This is a genomic window from Rhodopseudomonas palustris, from assembly GCF_003031265.1.
In the GTDB taxonomy this organism is placed as follows: domain Bacteria; phylum Pseudomonadota; class Alphaproteobacteria; order Rhizobiales; family Xanthobacteraceae; genus Rhodopseudomonas; species Rhodopseudomonas palustris_H.
The window spans coordinates 3,218,713-3,235,443 of record NZ_CP019966.1 but is presented as its reverse complement, the minus strand read 5'-3'; the positions used below and the strand labels follow the sequence as shown (position 1 = coordinate 3,235,443).

Annotated in this window: 14 protein-coding genes; 12 read left to right on the top strand and 2 right to left on the bottom strand. The window is 66.7% G+C overall.

Annotated elements, in window-relative coordinates; all coding sequences use genetic code 11:
• Nucleotides 1-31 precede the first annotated feature (31 nt).
• From mce to RPPS3_RS15065, 9 genes are all read left to right on the top strand, one after another.
• Nucleotides 32-436 (top strand): methylmalonyl-CoA epimerase, encoded by a 405-nt coding sequence (mce, locus tag RPPS3_RS15105; RefSeq protein WP_011158483.1) that lies wholly within the window; start codon nt 32-34, stop codon nt 434-436.
• 3 nt (nt 437-439) lie between these two features.
• Nucleotides 440-721, top strand: coding sequence for a DUF1467 family protein (locus RPPS3_RS15100; protein WP_107344833.1), 282 nt, complete (start codon nt 440-442; stop codon nt 719-721).
• Between the two features lie 653 nt (nt 722-1,374).
• Entirely contained in the window at nt 1,375-1,725 is a 351-nt protein-coding gene (locus RPPS3_RS15095; RefSeq protein ID WP_234819961.1) for a hypothetical protein, read from the top strand.
• Nucleotides 1,726-1,850: 125 nt separating this feature from the next.
• A complete protein-coding gene (locus tag RPPS3_RS15090) occupies nt 1,851-2,390 on the top strand; it encodes a copper chaperone PCu(A)C (RefSeq protein ID WP_107344831.1) in 540 nt (179 codons plus the stop codon).
• On the top strand, nt 2,390-2,917 hold the full coding sequence (locus RPPS3_RS15085; RefSeq protein ID WP_107344830.1) for a YcnI family protein: 528 nt from the start codon (nt 2,390-2,392) through the stop codon (nt 2,915-2,917). The genes RPPS3_RS15090 and RPPS3_RS15085 overlap by 1 nt, the downstream gene beginning before the upstream one ends.
• On the top strand, nt 2,914-4,521 hold the full coding sequence (locus RPPS3_RS15080) for a copper resistance CopC/CopD family protein (protein WP_107344829.1): 1,608 nt from the start codon (nt 2,914-2,916) through the stop codon (nt 4,519-4,521). The genes RPPS3_RS15085 and RPPS3_RS15080 overlap by 4 nt, the downstream gene beginning before the upstream one ends.
• Nucleotides 4,522-4,696: 175 nt before the next feature.
• Nucleotides 4,697-6,013 (top strand): proline--tRNA ligase, encoded by a 1,317-nt coding sequence (gene proS / locus RPPS3_RS15075; protein ID WP_107344828.1) that lies wholly within the window; start codon nt 4,697-4,699, stop codon nt 6,011-6,013.
• Nucleotides 6,014-6,092: 79 nt separating this feature from the next.
• The gene (locus tag RPPS3_RS15070) at nt 6,093-7,373 is read left to right on the top strand and encodes a lipoprotein-releasing ABC transporter permease subunit (protein WP_107344827.1); all 1,281 of its coding nucleotides are present in this window, start codon (nt 6,093-6,095) and stop codon (nt 7,371-7,373) included.
• An 11-nt stretch (nt 7,374-7,384) separates the two neighbouring features.
• Nucleotides 7,385-8,083: an ABC transporter ATP-binding protein gene (locus tag RPPS3_RS15065; protein ID WP_107344826.1), complete on the top strand. Its 699-nt coding sequence runs from the start codon at nt 7,385-7,387 to the stop codon at nt 8,081-8,083.
• 176 nt (nt 8,084-8,259) lie between these two features.
• Here RPPS3_RS15065 and RPPS3_RS15060 read toward each other — a convergent pair whose 3' ends face one another.
• The gene (locus RPPS3_RS15060) at nt 8,260-8,514 is read right to left on the bottom strand and encodes a DUF3551 domain-containing protein (RefSeq protein WP_107344825.1); all 255 of its coding nucleotides are present in this window, start codon (nt 8,512-8,514) and stop codon (nt 8,260-8,262) included.
• 108 nt (nt 8,515-8,622) lie between these two features.
• Complete coding sequence (locus tag RPPS3_RS15055) at nt 8,623-8,892, bottom strand: DUF3551 domain-containing protein (protein WP_234819960.1); 270 nt, start codon at nt 8,890-8,892, stop codon at nt 8,623-8,625.
• A gap of 459 nt (nt 8,893-9,351) precedes the next feature.
• Here RPPS3_RS15055 and dnaE point away from each other — a divergent pair, with 459 nt between their 5' ends.
• The 3 genes from dnaE (at nt 9,352) to RPPS3_RS15040 (ending at nt 16,673) form a co-directional block, all read left to right on the top strand.
• On the top strand, nt 9,352-12,807 hold the full coding sequence (gene dnaE, locus RPPS3_RS15050) for a DNA polymerase III subunit alpha (RefSeq protein WP_107344824.1): 3,456 nt from the start codon (nt 9,352-9,354) through the stop codon (nt 12,805-12,807).
• 160 nt (nt 12,808-12,967) lie between these two features.
• Nucleotides 12,968-15,445, top strand: a complete 2,478-nt coding sequence (locus RPPS3_RS15045; protein ID WP_107344823.1) for a caspase family protein — start codon at nt 12,968-12,970, stop codon at nt 15,443-15,445.
• Nucleotides 15,446-15,677: 232 nt separating this feature from the next.
• Entirely contained in the window at nt 15,678-16,673 is a 996-nt protein-coding gene (locus RPPS3_RS15040; RefSeq protein ID WP_107344822.1) for a 30S ribosomal protein S2, read from the top strand.
• Nucleotides 16,674-16,731 lie beyond the last annotated feature (58 nt).

Genomic DNA, 16,731 nt, shown 5'->3' with positions numbered 1-16,731 from the left:
AACAAGAACACGACAACGAAAGAGGGTGACCATGCTCGGGCGGCTCAACCACGTGGCGATCGCGGTGAAGGATGCGGTGCAGGCCGCCAAGGTCTATGGCGCCGGATTCGACGCGGCGATCTCGGAAGCGGTGCCGCTGCCGGAGCACGGCGTCATCACCGTGTTCGTGACCTTGCCGAACACCAAGATCGAGTTCATCCAGCCGCTCGGGGAAGCCTCGCCGATCGCCAAGTTTCTCGAGCGCAACGCGGACGGCGGCATTCACCACGTCTGCTACGAAGTGCCGGACATCATCGAGGCGCGTGACCGCCTGACCAAGGAAGGCGCGCGGGTGCTCGGCGACGGCAATCCGAAGATCGGCGCGCACGGCAAGCCGGTGCTGTTCTTCCATCCGAAGGATTTCTCCGGCGCGCTGGTCGAGATCGAACAAGCCTGATCGATGGCCTCCACCGTCGCCGGGCTGATCGCGATCTACTTCGTCTTATGGTGGATCGTGTTGTTCGTGACGCTGCCGTTCGGCGTGCGCAGTCACGCCGAGAGCGAAGGTGAGGGGCCGTCTCCCGGCACCGATCCCGGCGCCCCAGTGGCAACGCTGCTGGCGCGCAAGGCGCTGTGGACCACGCTGATCTCGGCGGTGATCTTCGCCGTCGCTCTGTACGCGTATCGTTCCGGCTGGCTCGGCATCGATCGTCTCGCCAAGCTGATGAATCTGCCGCTGTAGCCGCTGCGCGCCGAGTCACGCGCTGTCGTGGCGACATGCTGTGGTTCGGCGCTGCGCGTAGAGCGCAGCGGCCTCACGGGCGCATGCGCGATTCGCGGCGATGAATTCGCTGCGTTCAATCGATTCTACAAGTCGCGGACGCGCAGCGGCTCTTTTTGCCAAATGTATCTGGGTTGGATTCGCCTGCGAGCAGCGTCGGCTGCTTGGCGATTCGTCGAATGAAAAATAGTGCCGAAATGGCGCTGAAAAAGAAAAAGCAGGGCGCGGCGCCCTGCTAAAAAACTTGTCGACCCTATAATTTCCCCGAATAGTTGTTCGTATTGTTTGGCCGGGCGACGTTCGTTGGTGAACGTCAGGGTTCCTCCCGAGACTTGGACCACTCAGACCTCGCCGCAAGGCTCAGCCTGTAGCCACATTGGTAGCCTATTCTAAGCGTCTTGTCATCATTCACGGCAACGAATGTTCAAATTTAAGGCAAGACGTGAAATGAACGAGAACTCGCCAGCTGCACGCGGTTTGCAGTTTCGTTTGGCGCGGTTGCCGAGCTGTGCGATGCTGCGTTGGTCAACCGAACGCAACCGACCTGCATGATAATTCACCCGCCCAAAGGACTGTCTGCGCTGCGCCGACGCCTCGGACGGCTGATTCCGTTGGTGGCTGTGGTGTTGCTGGTGCAGCTTTTGGCGCCGATCGGGGCCGTGCGCTTCATTGCCAGCGCGATTGCCGATCCGGTCGGCGTCGCGCCGCTTTGCGCCGAGATGGCGAGGCCGGGGCAGGCCTCACACGCCGGCATACCGTCGGCGCACGACTCGGGCTGTTGTGCGATCTGCGCCGTCGGCCTCAGCGGTGCGCCGATGCCGGCGCTGCCGCCGCAGGATTTCGTGGTGGCGCGGTTTGCCGAAGTGGTGGTCTGGCACCTTGCCGATTCGGCGCCGGTCGACCGTTGCTCGTTCGCTCACGCCCAGGCGCGTGGGCCGCCGGCTCTGGTCCCAGCCTCTGCCTGACCGCGGCGTCCGCCGCTCCTTTCAATGTTCGACAATCGCCGGACGGCGCGTCGCCCCGCAAGCGCGGGGAACGCGCCTGACGTGGCTTTCGTTCTGACTTCCTCAACTGACAGAAAGACCCACCCATGAAGATGTTCATCCGCAGCGTTGCGTCCGTCGCCGTCGCCACCTTGCTGTCGACCGCCGCCGTCCAGGCCGCCGAGGTCAAGGCCGGCGATCTGGTGATCAGCCAGTCGTGGAGCCGCGCCACCCCGGGCGGTGCCAAGGTTGCCGGCGGCTTCCTCACCATCGAGAACAAGGGCAGCAGCGCCGACCGCCTGGTGTCCGGCACCGCCGACATCGCCGGCAAGGTCGAGATCCACGAGATGTCGATGGACAACGGCGTGATGAAGATGCGCCCGCTCGACAAGGGTCTGCCAATCGAGCCCGGCAAGACCGTGACGCTGATGCCCGGCAGCTACCACATCATGCTGATGGATCTGAAAGGCCCGCTGAAGCAGGGCGACAAGGTGCCGATGACGCTGCAGTTCGAAAAGGCCGGCAAGGTTCAGGTGACGCTCGATGTCGAAGGCGTCGGCGCCAAGGCGCCGGGCGATGCCGGCGGCAGCATGATGAAGATGGACCATGGCACGATGGATCACAGCGGCCACGGGATGAAGAAGTGATGCGGCTGCGATCCGTATCGGCAGCGGCGGCCCTCGCGGCCGCCGCGCTCGGCGCCGCGCCGGCGCTGGCTCACGTCACGCTGCAGCCGAACGAGGCCACTGCGAGCAATTACTTCCAGGCGACGTTCAGCGTGCCGCACGGCTGCGACGGCAGCGCGACGCTTGCGGTGCGGGTCAAAATTCCGGACGGCGTGCTATCGGTGAAGCCGCAGATGAAGCCGGGCTGGTCGGTCGACATCAAGACCCGCAAGATCGAGGGCGAACAGCCGAAGCTGCACGGCAAGACCATCACCGAGACCGTCGACGAGGTGACCTGGCGCGGCGGGCCGCTCCCGGACAATCTCTACGACACTTTCGGTCTGGTGATGAAACTGCCCGACGCTGCCGGCAAGACGCTGTACTTCCCGGTGGTCCAGGAATGCGAAAAGGGCGTTTCGCGCTGGATCGAAATTCCAGCCGCGGGACAGAAGTCCGACGCCCTGCATGAGCCGGCCCCGGCGCTGCGGCTGAAGCCGAAGGCGCCGTGACGGCGGGCTATACTCACACGCGCCGCCGCGCGCGCCGGCTGGCCTGGATCACGGCGATCGCCGTGCTGCTGTGGCCGGCGCTCGCGGCCGCGCATGCCAGCCTCGTCGCCAGCGATCCCGCTTCTGAAGCGGTGCTGGCGACGCCGCCGACTACTTTCACGCTGACCTTCAACGAACCGGTCACCGCGCTGCTTCTGCAATTGATCGACGCGCGCGGCCGCAGCCAGGCGATCACGGCGATCGATCAGGACGGCGCGACGCTGCGATTTGCGCCGCCGGGCGCGCTCGGCGAGGGCGCCCATGTGCTGAGCTGGCGGGTGGTCTCCGCCGACGGTCACCCGATCGGCGGCGCCCTGACGTTCTGGATCGGCACGCCCGGCCAAAGGCTGCCGCCGATCGTCGTGCCGGACGATCCGGCGCGCCGCACAGCGATTTGGGCAACGCGCATCCTGGCCAGCTTCACGCTGCTGACCGCCGTCGGCGGCGCGGCGTTCCTGGCCTGGATCGCAGCGGCAACGGTCGCGGGCGCAGCGATGCTGACCGCTGGACTCGCGCTGCTCGGTCTGGCCTCCGTCGTGTTGTCGGCCGGCCTGCAGGGGCTGGACGCGCTCGATCTGCCGCTGGCCAGGCTCGGCGATGCCGCGGTGTGGCGCGCCGGCGCATCGGGTTCGTTCGGCGATGCGGCTGCACTGTCCGGGATGGCCTTCGTCCTGACGCTGCTGGCGCTGCGCTGGCGCGGTTGGAATGCGAGGCTGCTGTCGCTCGGCGCCGTGGTGAGCCTCGGCACAGCGTTCGCCGTCAGCGGGCATGCGGCCACAGCCGAGCCGCGCGCGCTCTCCGGCGCGGCCGTCTGGCTGCATGGCGTCAGCCTGGCGCTGTGGATCGGTGCGCTGCTGCCGCTGGCGATCGCGGTCGGCAGGCGTGATGCGGCGCCGGCGACGCTGCGGCGGTTTTCCAAGGCGATCCCGCTGGCGATCGTAGCGTTGCTGATCAGCGGCATCGCGCTAGCGGCGATCGAACTTGGCCGGATCGATGCGCTGTGGCAGAGCGATTATGGCCGTGTGCTGATCGCCAAGCTGGCGCTGGTTTGCGTGCTGCTCGCTCTGGCGCTGTGGAACCGGCTGAGGCTGACGCCGCTGCTGCTGGCCGGCGAGGTGTCGGCGGTGCGGAGAATGCGGGCCAGCATCGTGGCCGAGCTGGTGTTGGTGATCGCCATATTGGGCGTGGTCGGGCTGTGGCGGTTCACCCCGCCGCCGCGCAGCGCCGCATCTCAATCGGCGGCAGCCTCGGAGATGGTGCATCTCCATACCGAGCGGGCGATGGCTACCGTGACGCTGGCGCCCGCCCAAGCCGGGCCTGTCGAGATCGAAGTGCTGCTGCAGACGGCCGAGGAGGCGCCGCTTGCCGCGCAGGCGCTGACCGTGACGCTCGCCAATCCTGACGCCGGGATCGAGTCACTCAGCGCCGAAGCGCGGAAGACGGCGGACGGACCCTGGCGGGCACGGCTGACGGCGCCCGTGCCTGGAAAATGGACGCTGACGCTCGGCATCCTGATCTCGGATTTCGAGAAGGTGAACCTCGAAACCCCGATCGTGATTCGATAGTCGGGTGCCGAGCACCCGGTCGCCGTGCTAGACCGCAAGTGTCCCGCACCGACCTGAGCACCGGCCAATCCGGCCCGAATTGCAGAGTTGCGCGGCTCCCGCCCTTGTGTTTTCGCGTCCGATCCGGTTTCACTGGCGCAAAATCAGCTTCCACCCGATTCTCCGAGCAAATCCCATGCGTTTGTCGCGATTCTTCCTGCCGATCCTGAAGGAAAACCCGAAGGAGGCCGAGATCGTCTCGCACCGGCTGATGCTGCGTGCCGGCATGCTGCGGCAGGAGGCGGCCGGCATCTACGCCTGGCTGCCGCTTGGCCATCGGGTGCTGAAGAAGATCGAGCAGATCGTCCGCGAGGAGCAGAACCGCGCCGGCGCGATCGAACTGCTGATGCCGACGCTGCAGCTCGCCGACCTGTGGCGCGAAAGCGGCCGCTACGATGCCTACGGTCCGGAGATGCTGCGGATCGCCGACCGGCATAAGCGGGAATTGCTGTACGGCCCGACCAACGAGGAAATGATCACCGAGATCTTTCGGGCCTACATCAAGTCCTACAAGAGCCTGCCGCTGAATCTCTATCATATTCAATGGAAATTCCGCGACGAGCAGCGTCCGCGTTTCGGCGTGATGCGCGGCCGCGAATTCCTGATGAAGGACGCGTACTCGTTCGACGTCGACGAAGCCGGCGCGCGCAAATCCTACAACAAGATGTTCGTCGCTTACCTGCGCACCTTTGCGCGGATGGGCCTGAAGGCGATCCCGATGCGCGCCGAGACCGGCCCGATCGGCGGTGATCTCAGCCACGAATTCATCGTGCTGGCCGAGACCGGCGAGTCCGGCGTCTACATCGACCGCGACGTGCTGAACCTGCCGGTGCCGGATGAGAACGTCGATTACGACGGCGACCTCACCCCGATCATCAAGCAGTGGACCTCGGTCTATGCGGCGACCGAGGACGTTCACGAGGCGGCGCGCTATGAGAGCGAAGTACCGGAGGCCAACCGCCTCAACACCCGCGGCATCGAGGTCGGCCAGATCTTCTACTTCGGCACCAAGTATTCCGACTCGATGAAGGCGAACGTCACCGGTCCGGACGGGACCGATGCGCCGATCCACGGCGGCTCCTACGGCGTCGGCGTGTCGCGGCTGGTCGGTGCGATCATCGAGGCCTGCCACGACGACAACGGCATCATCTGGCCGGAGGCAGTGGCACCGTTCCGGGTGACGATCCTCAATCTGAAGCAGGGCGACGCCGCGACCGACGCGGCCTGCGACCAGCTGTATCGCGAGCTGTCGGCCAAGGGCGTCGACGTTATGTACGACGACACCGATCAGCGCGCTGGCGCCAAGTTCGCGACTGCGGACCTGATCGGCATTCCGTGGCAGATCCATGTCGGTCCGCGCGGGCTGGCCGAAGGCAAGGTCGAACTCAAGCGCCGCAGCGACGGGTCGCGTGAAAATCTCGCACTCGCCGATGTGGTCGCACGTCTGACGTAATAGGCACTTATCCACCGCGGGCCTGAACGGCGAGGGCGGCGTCGGCCAGATAAAGCCCGAATCGTGTGAAATTCGGACTATGGATCACGCCATGAACGAGCCAGTTCGAACTCCTCCTTTTGCGCCATTCGAATGGCTGATTTCCGGGCGCTATCTGCGCGCGCGCCGGCGTGAGGGGTTCATCTCGGTGATCGCCGGGTTCTCGTTCCTCGGCATCATGCTCGGGGTGGCGACGCTGATCATCGTCATGGCGGTGATGAACGGCTTCCGCAAAGAGCTGCTCGACAAGATCCTCGGCCTCAACGGTCACCTCCTGGTGCAGCCGCTGGAAAGCCCGCTGACTGACTGGAAGGACGTCGCCGACCGGCTCAGCGGCGTGCAGGGCATCAAGCTGGCAGCTCCGGTGGTCGACGGCCAGGCGCTGGCATCGTCGCCGTTCAACGCCTCGGGCGTGTTCGTGCGCGGCATCCGCGCCGACGACCTCAATCATCTGTCGTCGATCGCCAATCACCTGAAGCAGGGCACGCTGGAGGGCTTCGACGACAGCCAGGGCGTCGCAATCGGACGCCGGCTCGCCGATCAGCTGTCGCTGCACGCCGGCGACAGCATCACGCTGGTGGCGCCGCGCGGCGCCGTGACGCCGATGGGCACCACGCCGCGGATCAAGCCCTATAAGGTCGCGGCGGTGTTCGAGATCGGGATGTCCGAATACGACTCGACCTTCGTGTTCATGCCGCTGAAGGAAGCGCAGGCGTATTTCAACCGCGCCAACGACGTCACCGCGATCGAGGTCTATACCGACAATCCAGACCGCATCGACGTCTTCCGCAAGGCCGTGACCGAAGCGGCCGGACGGCCGGTGTTCCTGGTCGACTGGCGCCAGCGAAATTCAACGTTCTTCAACGCGCTTCAGGTCGAGCGCAACGTCATGTTCCTGATCCTGACGCTGATCGTACTGGTGGCGGCGCTCAACATCATCTCCGGCCTGATCATGCTGGTGAAGGACAAGGGCGCCGATATCGCGATCCTGCGCACCATGGGCGCGAGCCAGGGCTCGATCATGCGAGTGTTCCTGATCACCGGCGCGGCGATCGGCGTGGTCGGCACGCTGACCGGGTTCTTCGTCGGCGTGCTGGTGTGCATGAACATCGAGTCGATCCGGCAGTTCCTGTCCTGGGTCACCAACACCGAACTGTTCTCGCCGGAGCTGTATTTCCTGTCGAAGCTGCCGGCTGAGATCGATTTCGCCGAGACCAGCGCGGTGGTGATCATGGCGCTGACGCTGTCGTTCCTCGCCACGCTGTACCCGTCGTGGCGCGCCGCGCGCCTCGATCCGGTCGACGCGCTGCGCTACGAGTAAGGCGAAACACGATGGAGCAGGGCGCCGAAGACATCCCGGTCGTGTACCTTCACGACATCAAGCGCCAGTATTCGCAAGGCGAGGCGACTCTGACGATCCTCGACGGCGCCAGGCTGGCGCTCTGGGCGGGCCAGTCGGTGGCGCTGGTGGCGCCGTCCGGTTCGGGCAAGTCGACGCTGCTGCACATCGCCGGGCTGCTCGAGCATCCCGATGAGGGCGAGGTCTATGTCAGCGGCGCGGCAACGTCGGCGCTGACCGATGCCGAGCGCACCCAGATCCGCCGCACCGACATCGGCTTCGTTTACCAGTCGCACCGGCTCTTGCCGGAATTCACCGCGCTGGAAAACGTCATGCTGCCGCAGATGATCCGCGGCCTGAAGCGCAAAGAGACGATCAGCCGCTCCAAGGAAATCCTGTCCTATCTGGGGCTCGCCGACCGCATCACCCATCGGCCGTCGGAGTTGTCCGGCGGTGAGCAGCAGCGCGTCGCGATCGCCCGCGCGGTGGCCAATGCGCCCCGCGTGCTGTTCGCCGACGAGCCGACCGGCAATCTCGATCCACACACCGCTGATTACGTGTTCAACGCGCTGATGCAGCTGGTCAAGGCGACCCAGGTGGCGATGCTGATCGCCACCCACAACATGGAGCTCGCCGCCCGCATGGACCGCCGCGTCTCGCTGCAGGACGGCGTCGTGGTCGAGCTGGAATAGGGCGCTCGGCTTCAGCCCATTATTGGCACGTCATTCCGGGGCGCTCGCGTCAGCGAGCGAACCCGGAATCCCGCGGTGCAGGGTGAAGTGCCTCAACGCAGAACATCTCGAGATTCCGGGTTCGCGCTTGCGCGCGCCCCGGAATGACGGGGCATCGGGGAGAGCCGCGCTCGCCCTCAGTGCTGACGGCGGTGCTTGCGCTTCTTCTTGGTCGGCTGCTGCTGCGGCGCGGTGTACCACGGGTTGGTCATGCAATCGGCGCTGCGGCCCGAGGCCGACATCCGGCACTGTGCCATGGTGTCGTAGCTGCACTCGTCGTACCAGTCGTGGTAGCTCTGATACACCCGCAGGCAGACCGGATAATCCCGCGCCTCGGCGGTGGTGGTCAGGCCGAGGCCGGCGAGCATCGCGATCAGGAGCAGCTTGCGCATCTTCGTTCGGATCCTTGTTGAGCAGCCGGTCGCGGTGGCGGCGACTCGGCGCACCCGAGAGTGTGACAGAAATCTATGACGGAGCAGGGGCGGCGCACATGCGCCGGCTCAATGCCGCCGGGCGCGGCGCGAACCGGGCCCCGCCGGCGGCTGATACCACGGATTGGTCAGACACTGGGCGGCGATCCCCGATGCGGCCGGTTTGCACTGGTCGATCGATATGTAGCGGCACTCGTCGTAGCGCACCGGGCCATACACCCGCAGGCAGACCGGGTAGTTGTCGTAAGGCTGTGCCGAAGCTGCTCCCGGCAGCGCCAGCCCGATCAGCAGCACCATCGCTCCAATCCGCATCGTCGCCTCCGCTGCTGCGCGGTTCATAAGCCGCGCGCCTTTCGTTCCGTGCGCCAATCCCGAATGACCGTCAATGCGGGGTGGGGCCGGTGAATTCCGGGGATAGTAACGTCTCATTAACGGTCCAGGTTGCTGCGCCGGCCGCTTGCTTGACTCTAGAACGAAATGAGAACATTGTTCTTGTTATGTTCACAAGGTCAGGGAGGCGGACGATGTTGAAGATCTTCATCCAAGAAGCTGCGGCGCTGACGTCGATTGCACTGTTCATCGGCATGGTGGCGGTGTGGGCTCAGGTGTTGGCGCAGGCCTAAGCGCGGGCAAGCGTTGCGACCGCTTCGGCATAGCGGGGATAAGGTCGCCGCCGATGCTTGCGGTGAAGGGTGAGGGAGCCCACCATTGGGCTTCCGAGTCGGTTGCCGTGACGGCGGCCGGTTCCGCAAACCACTCGTCCCAACCCGCACGTTTGTCTGAAGAGCCGCCGCGCCGATGAGCAACGCCGGATTCGTCCATCTGCACGTCCACTCGGCCTATTCGTTGCTGAAAGGCTCGATGAAAGTCGCCAAGCTGGCCGAGCTGGCGAAGGCCGACCGACAACCAGCGCTGGCCCTGACCGACACCGACAACATGTTCGGCGGTCTGGAATTCTCTGACAAGCTGTCGGGCTACGGCATTCAGCCGATCGTCGGCCTCGAACTCGGCATCGACTTCGGCGACCAAGATCCGAACTCGCGCCATGGCGCCTTGGCGACGCCGGCGCGGATCGTGCTGCTGGCAGCGCGCGAGCAGGGCTATCGCAGCCTGATGCGGCTGAACTCCCGGGCGTTCCTGGAGACGCCGGTCAATCAGGTGCCGCACGTCAAGCTCGAGTGGCTCGCGGGCGAAACCGACGGCGTGATTGCGCTGACCGGCGGCCCGGACGGGCCGATCTCGCTGGCGATGCTGACCGATCCGGCGCTCGCCGCGCAGCGCTGCGAGCGGCTGCAGCAGGCGTTCGGCGATCGGCTGTATGTCGAACTGCAGCGTCACGGCACCGAGGCCGAGCGCCGCGCCGAAGGCGGGCTGATCGATCTCGCTTACGACAAGGGCCTGCCGCTGGTTGCGACCAACGAGCCGCATTTCGCCAGCACCGAGGATTACGAGGCGCACGACGCGCTATTGTGTATCGCCTCCGGCAAGCTGATCGCAGAGACCGATCGGCTTCAGCTCACCCCCGATCACCGTTTCAAGACCCGCGCCGAGATGGCGGTGCTGTTCGCCGATCTGCCCGAGGCGCTCGCCTCGACGGTGGAGATCGCGCAGCGCTGCGCCTATCGGCCGCTGACCCGCAAGCCGATCCTGCCGCTGTTCACCGTCGGCGCCAGCGTCAGCGACGCGGCGGAAGCCGCCGCCGCTGAAGCGGCCGAACTGCGCCGCCAGGCTGAGCAGGGCCTCGCCAAGCGGCTCAGTGTTCACGGCCTGTCGCCGGGCACGACCGAAGAGGACTACAACAAGCGGCTCGCCTTCGAGCTCGACGTCATCACCCGCATGAAATACGCGGGTTACTTCCTGATCGTGTCGGACTTCATCAAATGGGCCAAGGCTCACGGCATTCCGGTCGGTCCGGGCCGTGGTTCGGGCGCAGGCTCGCTGGTGGCGTATTCGCTGACGATTACCGACCTCGATCCGATCCGGTTCGGCCTGCTGTTCGAGCGCTTCCTTAATCCCGAACGCGTCTCGATGCCGGACTTCGATATCGACTTCTGCCAGGATCGCCGCGGCGAAGTGATCGAATACGTGCAGCATCGCTATGGCCGTGATCAGGTGGCGCAGATCATCACCTTCGGTACGCTGCAGGCGCGTGGCGTGCTGCGCGACGTCGGCCGCGTGCTGCAGATGCCGTACGGCCAGGTCGACAAGCTGACCAAGCTGGTGCCGCAGAATCCGGCGGCCCCGATCACCCTGAAGCAGGCGATCGAAGGCGAGCCGAAGCTGCAGGCGGCGCGCGACGAAGACCCGATCGTGGCGCGCGCATTCGACATCGCGCAGAAGCTCGAAGGTCTGACCCGTCACGCCTCGACCCACGCGGCCGGCATCGTGATCGGCGATCGCCCGCTCAGCGACCTGGTGCCGCTGTATCGCGATCCGAAATCCGACATGCCGGTGACCCAGTTCAACATGAAATGGGTCGAACCGGCGGGCCTGGTGAAGTTCGACTTCCTCGGCCTGAAGACGCTGACCACGCTCGACGTCGCGGTGAAGCTGCTCAAGCAGCGCGACATCCATGTCGACCTGCACACGCTGCCGATCGACGACGCGCCGAGTTATCAGATGCTCGCCCGCGGCGACGTCGTCGGCGTGTTCCAGGTTGAAAGTGCGGGCATGCGGCGGGCGCTGATCGACATGCGCCCCGACCGGTTCGAAGACATCATCGCGCTGGTGGCGCTGTATCGCCCGGGCCCGATGGCGAACATCCCGACCTACTGCGCCCGCAAACACGGCGACGAGGAGCCCGAATATCTGCATCCGATGCTGGAGCCGATCCTGAAGGAGACGTTCGGCGTCATCATCTACCAGGAACAGGTGATGCAGATCGCGCAGGTGATGGCCGGCTACTCGCTCGGCGACGCCGACCTGCTGCGCCGCGCGATGGGTAAGAAGATCCGCGCCGAGATGGACAAGCAGCGCGCGATCTTCGTCGAAGGCGCGGTGAAAAATGGCGTCGCCAAGGACGCCGCCGACACCATCTTCGACCTGCTCGCGAAGTTCGCCGACTACGGCTTCAACAAGAGCCACGCGGCCGCCTATGCGCTGGTGTCGTACCACACCGCCTATATGAAGGCGCATTATCCGGTGGAATTCCTCGCCGCGTCGATGACGCTGGAAATCCACAATACCGACAAGCTGTCGGAATTCCGCGCCGAGGCGCAGCGGCTCGGCATCAAGGTCGAGGCGCCGTCGGTCAACCGCTCCGGCGCCACCTTCGAGGTCGGTCCGAACACCATCTACTACGCGCTCGCCGGCCTGAAGGGCGTCGGCATGCAGGCGGTGCAACAGATTGTCGAGGCGAGGGGGGATCGGCCGTTTGCCTCGCTCGCCGACTTCGCCGCACGGGTCAATCCGCGCGCCATCAACAAGCGCGTCATCGAATGCCTTGCGGCCGCCGGTGCGTTCGACTGCCTCAACTCGAACCGTGCGGCGGTGTTTGCGGGTGCCGACGCGATTGTCGCCGCCTGCCAGCGCAATCACGAAGCCGCCACCAGCGGCCAGAACGATATGTTCGGCGGTCTGTCGGATGCGCCGTCGATCATCCTGCCGCAGCTCGAGCCGTGGCTCCCGGCGGAGCGGCTGCGCCGTGAATACGATGCGATCGGCTTCTTCCTGTCCGGCCATCCGCTCGACGACTACGCCACCGCCTTGAAGCGGCTGCGGGTACAGTCGTGGGCCGAATTCTGCAAGGCGGTGAAATCCGGCGCCACCGCCGGCAAGGTCGCCGCCACCGTGGTGTCGCGGATGGAGCGGCGGACCAAGACCGGCAACAAGATGGGCATCATGGGCCTGTCCGACCCGACCGGGCATTTCGAGGCGGTGCTGTTTTCTGAAGGGTTGGCACAGTATCGCGAGGTGCTGGAGCCGGGGGCTGCGGTGCTGATGCAGCTCGGCGCCGAACTACAGGGTGAGGACGTGCGCGCCCGGGTGCTGCACGCCGAGCCGCTCGACGCCGCGGCGGCGAAGACTCAGAAGGGGCTGCGCATCTTCCTGCGCGATACCAAATTCCTCGACTCGGTCGCCAAGCGGCTGCAGCCGCCGGAGACCAAGGTGGCGGGCGGCAACATCGCGCTGGTGCTGCGGCTCGATCCGCAGACCGAAGTCGAGTTCGATATTCCCGGGCGCTACCACGTCTCGCCGCAGATCGCCGGCGCGATTAAGGCCGTGACCGGCGTCGAGCACGTCGAAACGCTATGACCATCGCCTTGTTCTCGCGTCACGGAAAACGGACGGCGAGGCGGTATTTGTCCGCGAATTGGTCGCGGATTGTTCAATCGCCGTTCAGATTGGGACGCGCTGAAATGCGATCGGCGGCGCTGCGCCGGTTCCGGCTGCGCCCTTGCAATGGGTCCCGGCCATGCGTCTCAATCATCTTGTTTCGGTCGTCTCCACCATCCTCGTTGTGCTGATCGCCGGGCCGGTTGGTCCCGCGGCTGCGCAGCAGCAGGAAAAACGCATCGCGCTGGTGATCGGCAATGGCGCCTATGCCAAGGCGCCGCTCTCCACCGCTGCCAATGATGGCGGCTTGATCGCGCAGACCTTGCAGGCAGCCGGCTTCGACGTCAGCGGCGCGCGCGACCTCGACGGCGACACGCTGCGCGGCGCGTTTCGCGACTTCGTGAAGAAGGCCGAGGACTCAGGGCCCGACACGGTCGCGGCGGTGTATCTCGCCGGTTATGGCGTGCAATACGCTGGCGAGAACTACTTCATCCCGGTCGACTCGCGGCTGTCGCGCGATACGGAAATTCCCACTGAAGGCCTGCGCGTCAGCGACTATCTGCGCCAGCTCGCGGCGCTGCCGCTGAAGACCAGCGTCGTGGTGCTCGATCTGGCGCGCGAGCAGCCGTTCGTGCCCGGCGGATCGATCGCCTCGGGTCTGGCGATGGTCGAGCCGAACCCGAAGATGCTGATCGCCTTCAACGCCGCGCCCGGTACGGTGGCGCCGGAGGAGCGGGGCGCCTACGGCGTCTATGCGCAAGCACTGGCCGAGATGATCCGCACCGGCGGCCTGACGTTGCCGCAGCTGTTCGATCGTGTGCGGCTGCGGGTCAATGAGACCACCAAGGGCGCGCAGGTGCCGTGGGATACGCAGAGCGTGGAGTCGAACTTCATGTTCTTCGATCGCGCGCCCGACGCACCGCCGCTGCCGGCGCCGGATCAGGCGTTGCGCAGCAAGCCGATCCGCGACATGGGGGCCGCCGAAGCATATGCGGCCGCACTCGATCGCGACACGCTGCAGGCTTACGAAGACTTTCTCGCGGCCTATCCGAACGATCCGCTGGCCAAGCGGGTGAGGGCGATCGTCGCCGCGCGGCGTGAGGCGATTACTTGGCGGCGGACGTATCGCGTCGATACGCCCGATGCTTATTGGTCGTATCTCCGCCGCTATCCGCGCGGCCCGCACGCGGCGGACGCCCGGCGCCGGCTGGAGATCCTCGCGGCTGCCCTGGAGCCGCCGCCGAGCTTCACGGTGATCGACTATGACGTGCCGCCGCCGCCGCCGGACGAGATCGTCTATGTCGACCGGCCGGTGCTGATGTTCAGCGATCCGGTGTTCGACTTCGCGCCGCCGCCACCGCCGCCGGTGTTCTTCCTGCCGCCACCGCCGCCGGACTTCGTGGTGCTGCCGCCACCGCCGCCGCCGATCGGCCTGTTCTATCTGCCGCGGCCGTTGTTCGTGCCGATCCCGGCCTATGTGCGGCCGCCGGTCTATGTGCAGCCGCCGCCGAACAACATCATCTTCGCCAACATCCACAACACCACGGTCATCAATCAGGTGATCAACCAGCCGCCGGCCGCTCCCGCCAACCCGGCTGCGCCGGTGGTGAGTCCGCCGGTGGCCGGGCCTGCGGTTGCAACTCCCGGAGCGCCGGGAGCGACTGCGGCTGCCGTGGCCTCCGGCGCTGTGTTGGGCGCGGCGCTTCCGGCTGCCGCGCTGCATCGCGCCACGCTGATCCAGCAGGGCAAGGCGCCGGTGCCGCAGAGTGCGTCGATTGCCACGACGCCGCCGGGCGGGTTTGCGCAACGTCCGAGCGTTCAGCCGCAGGGCCCGCGTCTGGCGCAGCCCGCCGCCGCGCCGACCCCGGCTCCGACTGCGACCGCGCCGGCCACCGTGCCCACGCCCGCTCCTGGCACGCCGCCGAGCCAACCGACCGGACCAGCCGTCGCGCCGCCGACGGCGCAGGGCCGGCCGGGGCCAGGCGCGCCTGGCGGCGCTGCACCGGCCGGCCAGGCGCTGCCGGTCCCTGGAACCAAGGGATTGCCACCAGCGCCAGGAGTCGCCGCTCGCCCGGGGGCGTCGGGCGCTCAGCCGCAACCTCCTGGTCGGCCAGCGCTCGGCCCGGGCGGCCCGGCCGCGGCCAAAAACGGGGTCCTCGCGCCGCCGGCCGGATCGGCGCCGAAGCCGCCCGCAGCTCAGCCGCCAGCCGCCGCAGGTCCGGCCGTGCGTCCGGAAGCCGTTCGCCCGCAGCAGCCTCCCGCCGCCAGGCTGCGGCCGACCCCACCGGTGACGGCGCCTGCCAGGCCGGCGGGACCGCCGCCCAGCGCAGCCGCCGACCGCCGTCCGCCGCCTGCGGCTCCGCGGATCCAGCGTCCCGCACCGCCGACGGTGTCCCGTCCGGTTCCGCCGCCGATGCATGTGGCTCCCCGGGTTGCTCCGCCGCCTCCGCCCCAGCATGCGGCTCCGCGGATGGCGCCGCCGCCGGCTCCGGTTCGCGCGGCACCGCCGCCGCCCCATGTCGCCCCGCCGCGGCCGCCGGCACCGCCAAGGGCCGCCCCGCCGCCGCGGCCGCAGGGCCCCGCCAAACGGTGCCCGCCGGGCGTGAAGGAGTGCTGATAAGGGCGAGGGCAGGCCAAACTGGCGGATCGCGGCCATCGCGGTCCGCCACTCAGGCGCGATCTCGGCCGCTCCGCCTTGCGTTATCGGGGAATCCCGCTATAACGCGCGCCATCTCACACGGAAACATGGCTCACAAGGCCGTCCGGTGGCACCGGGCCGCGCAGGGATTCGTCCCCAGTTCGGCACGGTTGCCCACACGTTTCCGGAGGAACCAACCGGAGAAGATACAATGGCGCTTCCTGAATTCTCTATGCGTCAGCTGCTCGAAGCTGGCGTGCATTTCGGTCACCAGTCGCATCGCTGGAATCCGAAGATGGCGGACTACATTTTCGGCGTCCGCAACAACATCCACATCGTCGACCTGACCCAGACCGTGCCGCTGCTGCATCGCGCGCTGCAGGCGATCAGCGACACCGTCGCCAAGGGCGGCCGCGTGCTGTTCGTCGGCACCAAGCGCCAGGCGCAGGACGCGGTGGCTGATGCCGCCAAGCGTTCGGCCCAGTACTTCGTCAACTCGCGCTGGCTCGGCGGTACGCTGACCAACTGGAAGACGATCTCGGGCTCGATCCGCCGCCTGCGTCACCTCGAAGACGTGCTGAGCTCGGCCGACGCCAATGCCTACACCAAGAAGGAGCGTCTGGAGCTGCAGCGCGAGCGCGACAAGCTCAATCGCTCGCTCGGCGGCATCAAGGACATGGGCGGTCTGCCCGACCTGATTTTCGTGATCGACACCAACAAGGAAGACATCGCGATCCAGGAAGCCCAGCGTCTCGGCATCCCGGTCGCTGCGATCGTCGATACCAACTGCGATCCGAAGGGCATCACCTATCTGGTTCCCGGCAACGACGACGCCGGCCGCGCGATCGCGCTGTACTGCGACCTGGTCGCCCGTGCGGTGATCGATGGCATTTCGCGCGCGCAGGGCGACATGGGCGTCGACATCGGAGCGGCGTCGCAGCCGCTGCGTGAAGACCTGCCGGCGGCGCAGGCGACCACCTTCCAGGGCCTGCCGGGTCCGCGCGGCACTCCGGACGACCTCAAGAAGCTGCCGGGCGTGTCCGGCGCGATCGAAAAGAAGTTCAACGACCTCGGCATCTTCCACTACTGGCAGCTCGCCGAGCTCGATCAGGCCACCGCACATCAGATCGGCGAAGAGCTCGGTCTGCCGAGCCGGGCCGATGCCTGGGTGGCGCAGGCCAAGTCGCTGACCGCCGAGGCGGAGTAATACGAGGCGATGCGGCCGGCTTCCGGCCGCATCGTTCCGTCGTCAAAATCTGAGATGT

Coding starts and splice junctions, on each gene's coding strand:
- mce (WP_011158483.1), top strand. CDS start 32: ATGCTCGGGCGGCTCAACCACGTGGCGATCGCGGTGAAGGATGCGGTG.
- RPPS3_RS15100 (WP_107344833.1), top strand. CDS start 440: ATGGCCTCCACCGTCGCCGGGCTGATCGCGATCTACTTCGTCTTATGG.
- RPPS3_RS15090 (WP_107344831.1), top strand. CDS start 1,851: ATGAAGATGTTCATCCGCAGCGTTGCGTCCGTCGCCGTCGCCACCTTG.
- RPPS3_RS15085 (WP_107344830.1), top strand. CDS start 2,390: ATGCGGCTGCGATCCGTATCGGCAGCGGCGGCCCTCGCGGCCGCCGCG.
- proS (WP_107344828.1), top strand. CDS start 4,697: ATGCGTTTGTCGCGATTCTTCCTGCCGATCCTGAAGGAAAACCCGAAG.
- RPPS3_RS15070 (WP_107344827.1), top strand. CDS start 6,093: ATGGATCACGCCATGAACGAGCCAGTTCGAACTCCTCCTTTTGCGCCA.
- RPPS3_RS15065 (WP_107344826.1), top strand. CDS start 7,385: ATGGAGCAGGGCGCCGAAGACATCCCGGTCGTGTACCTTCACGACATC.
- RPPS3_RS15060 (WP_107344825.1), bottom strand. CDS start 8,514: ATGCGCAAGCTGCTCCTGATCGCGATGCTCGCCGGCCTCGGCCTGACC.
- RPPS3_RS15055 (WP_234819960.1), bottom strand. CDS start 8,892: ATGAACCGCGCAGCAGCGGAGGCGACGATGCGGATTGGAGCGATGGTG.
- dnaE (WP_107344824.1), top strand. CDS start 9,352: ATGAGCAACGCCGGATTCGTCCATCTGCACGTCCACTCGGCCTATTCG.
- RPPS3_RS15045 (WP_107344823.1), top strand. CDS start 12,968: ATGCGTCTCAATCATCTTGTTTCGGTCGTCTCCACCATCCTCGTTGTG.
- RPPS3_RS15040 (WP_107344822.1), top strand. CDS start 15,678: ATGGCGCTTCCTGAATTCTCTATGCGTCAGCTGCTCGAAGCTGGCGTG.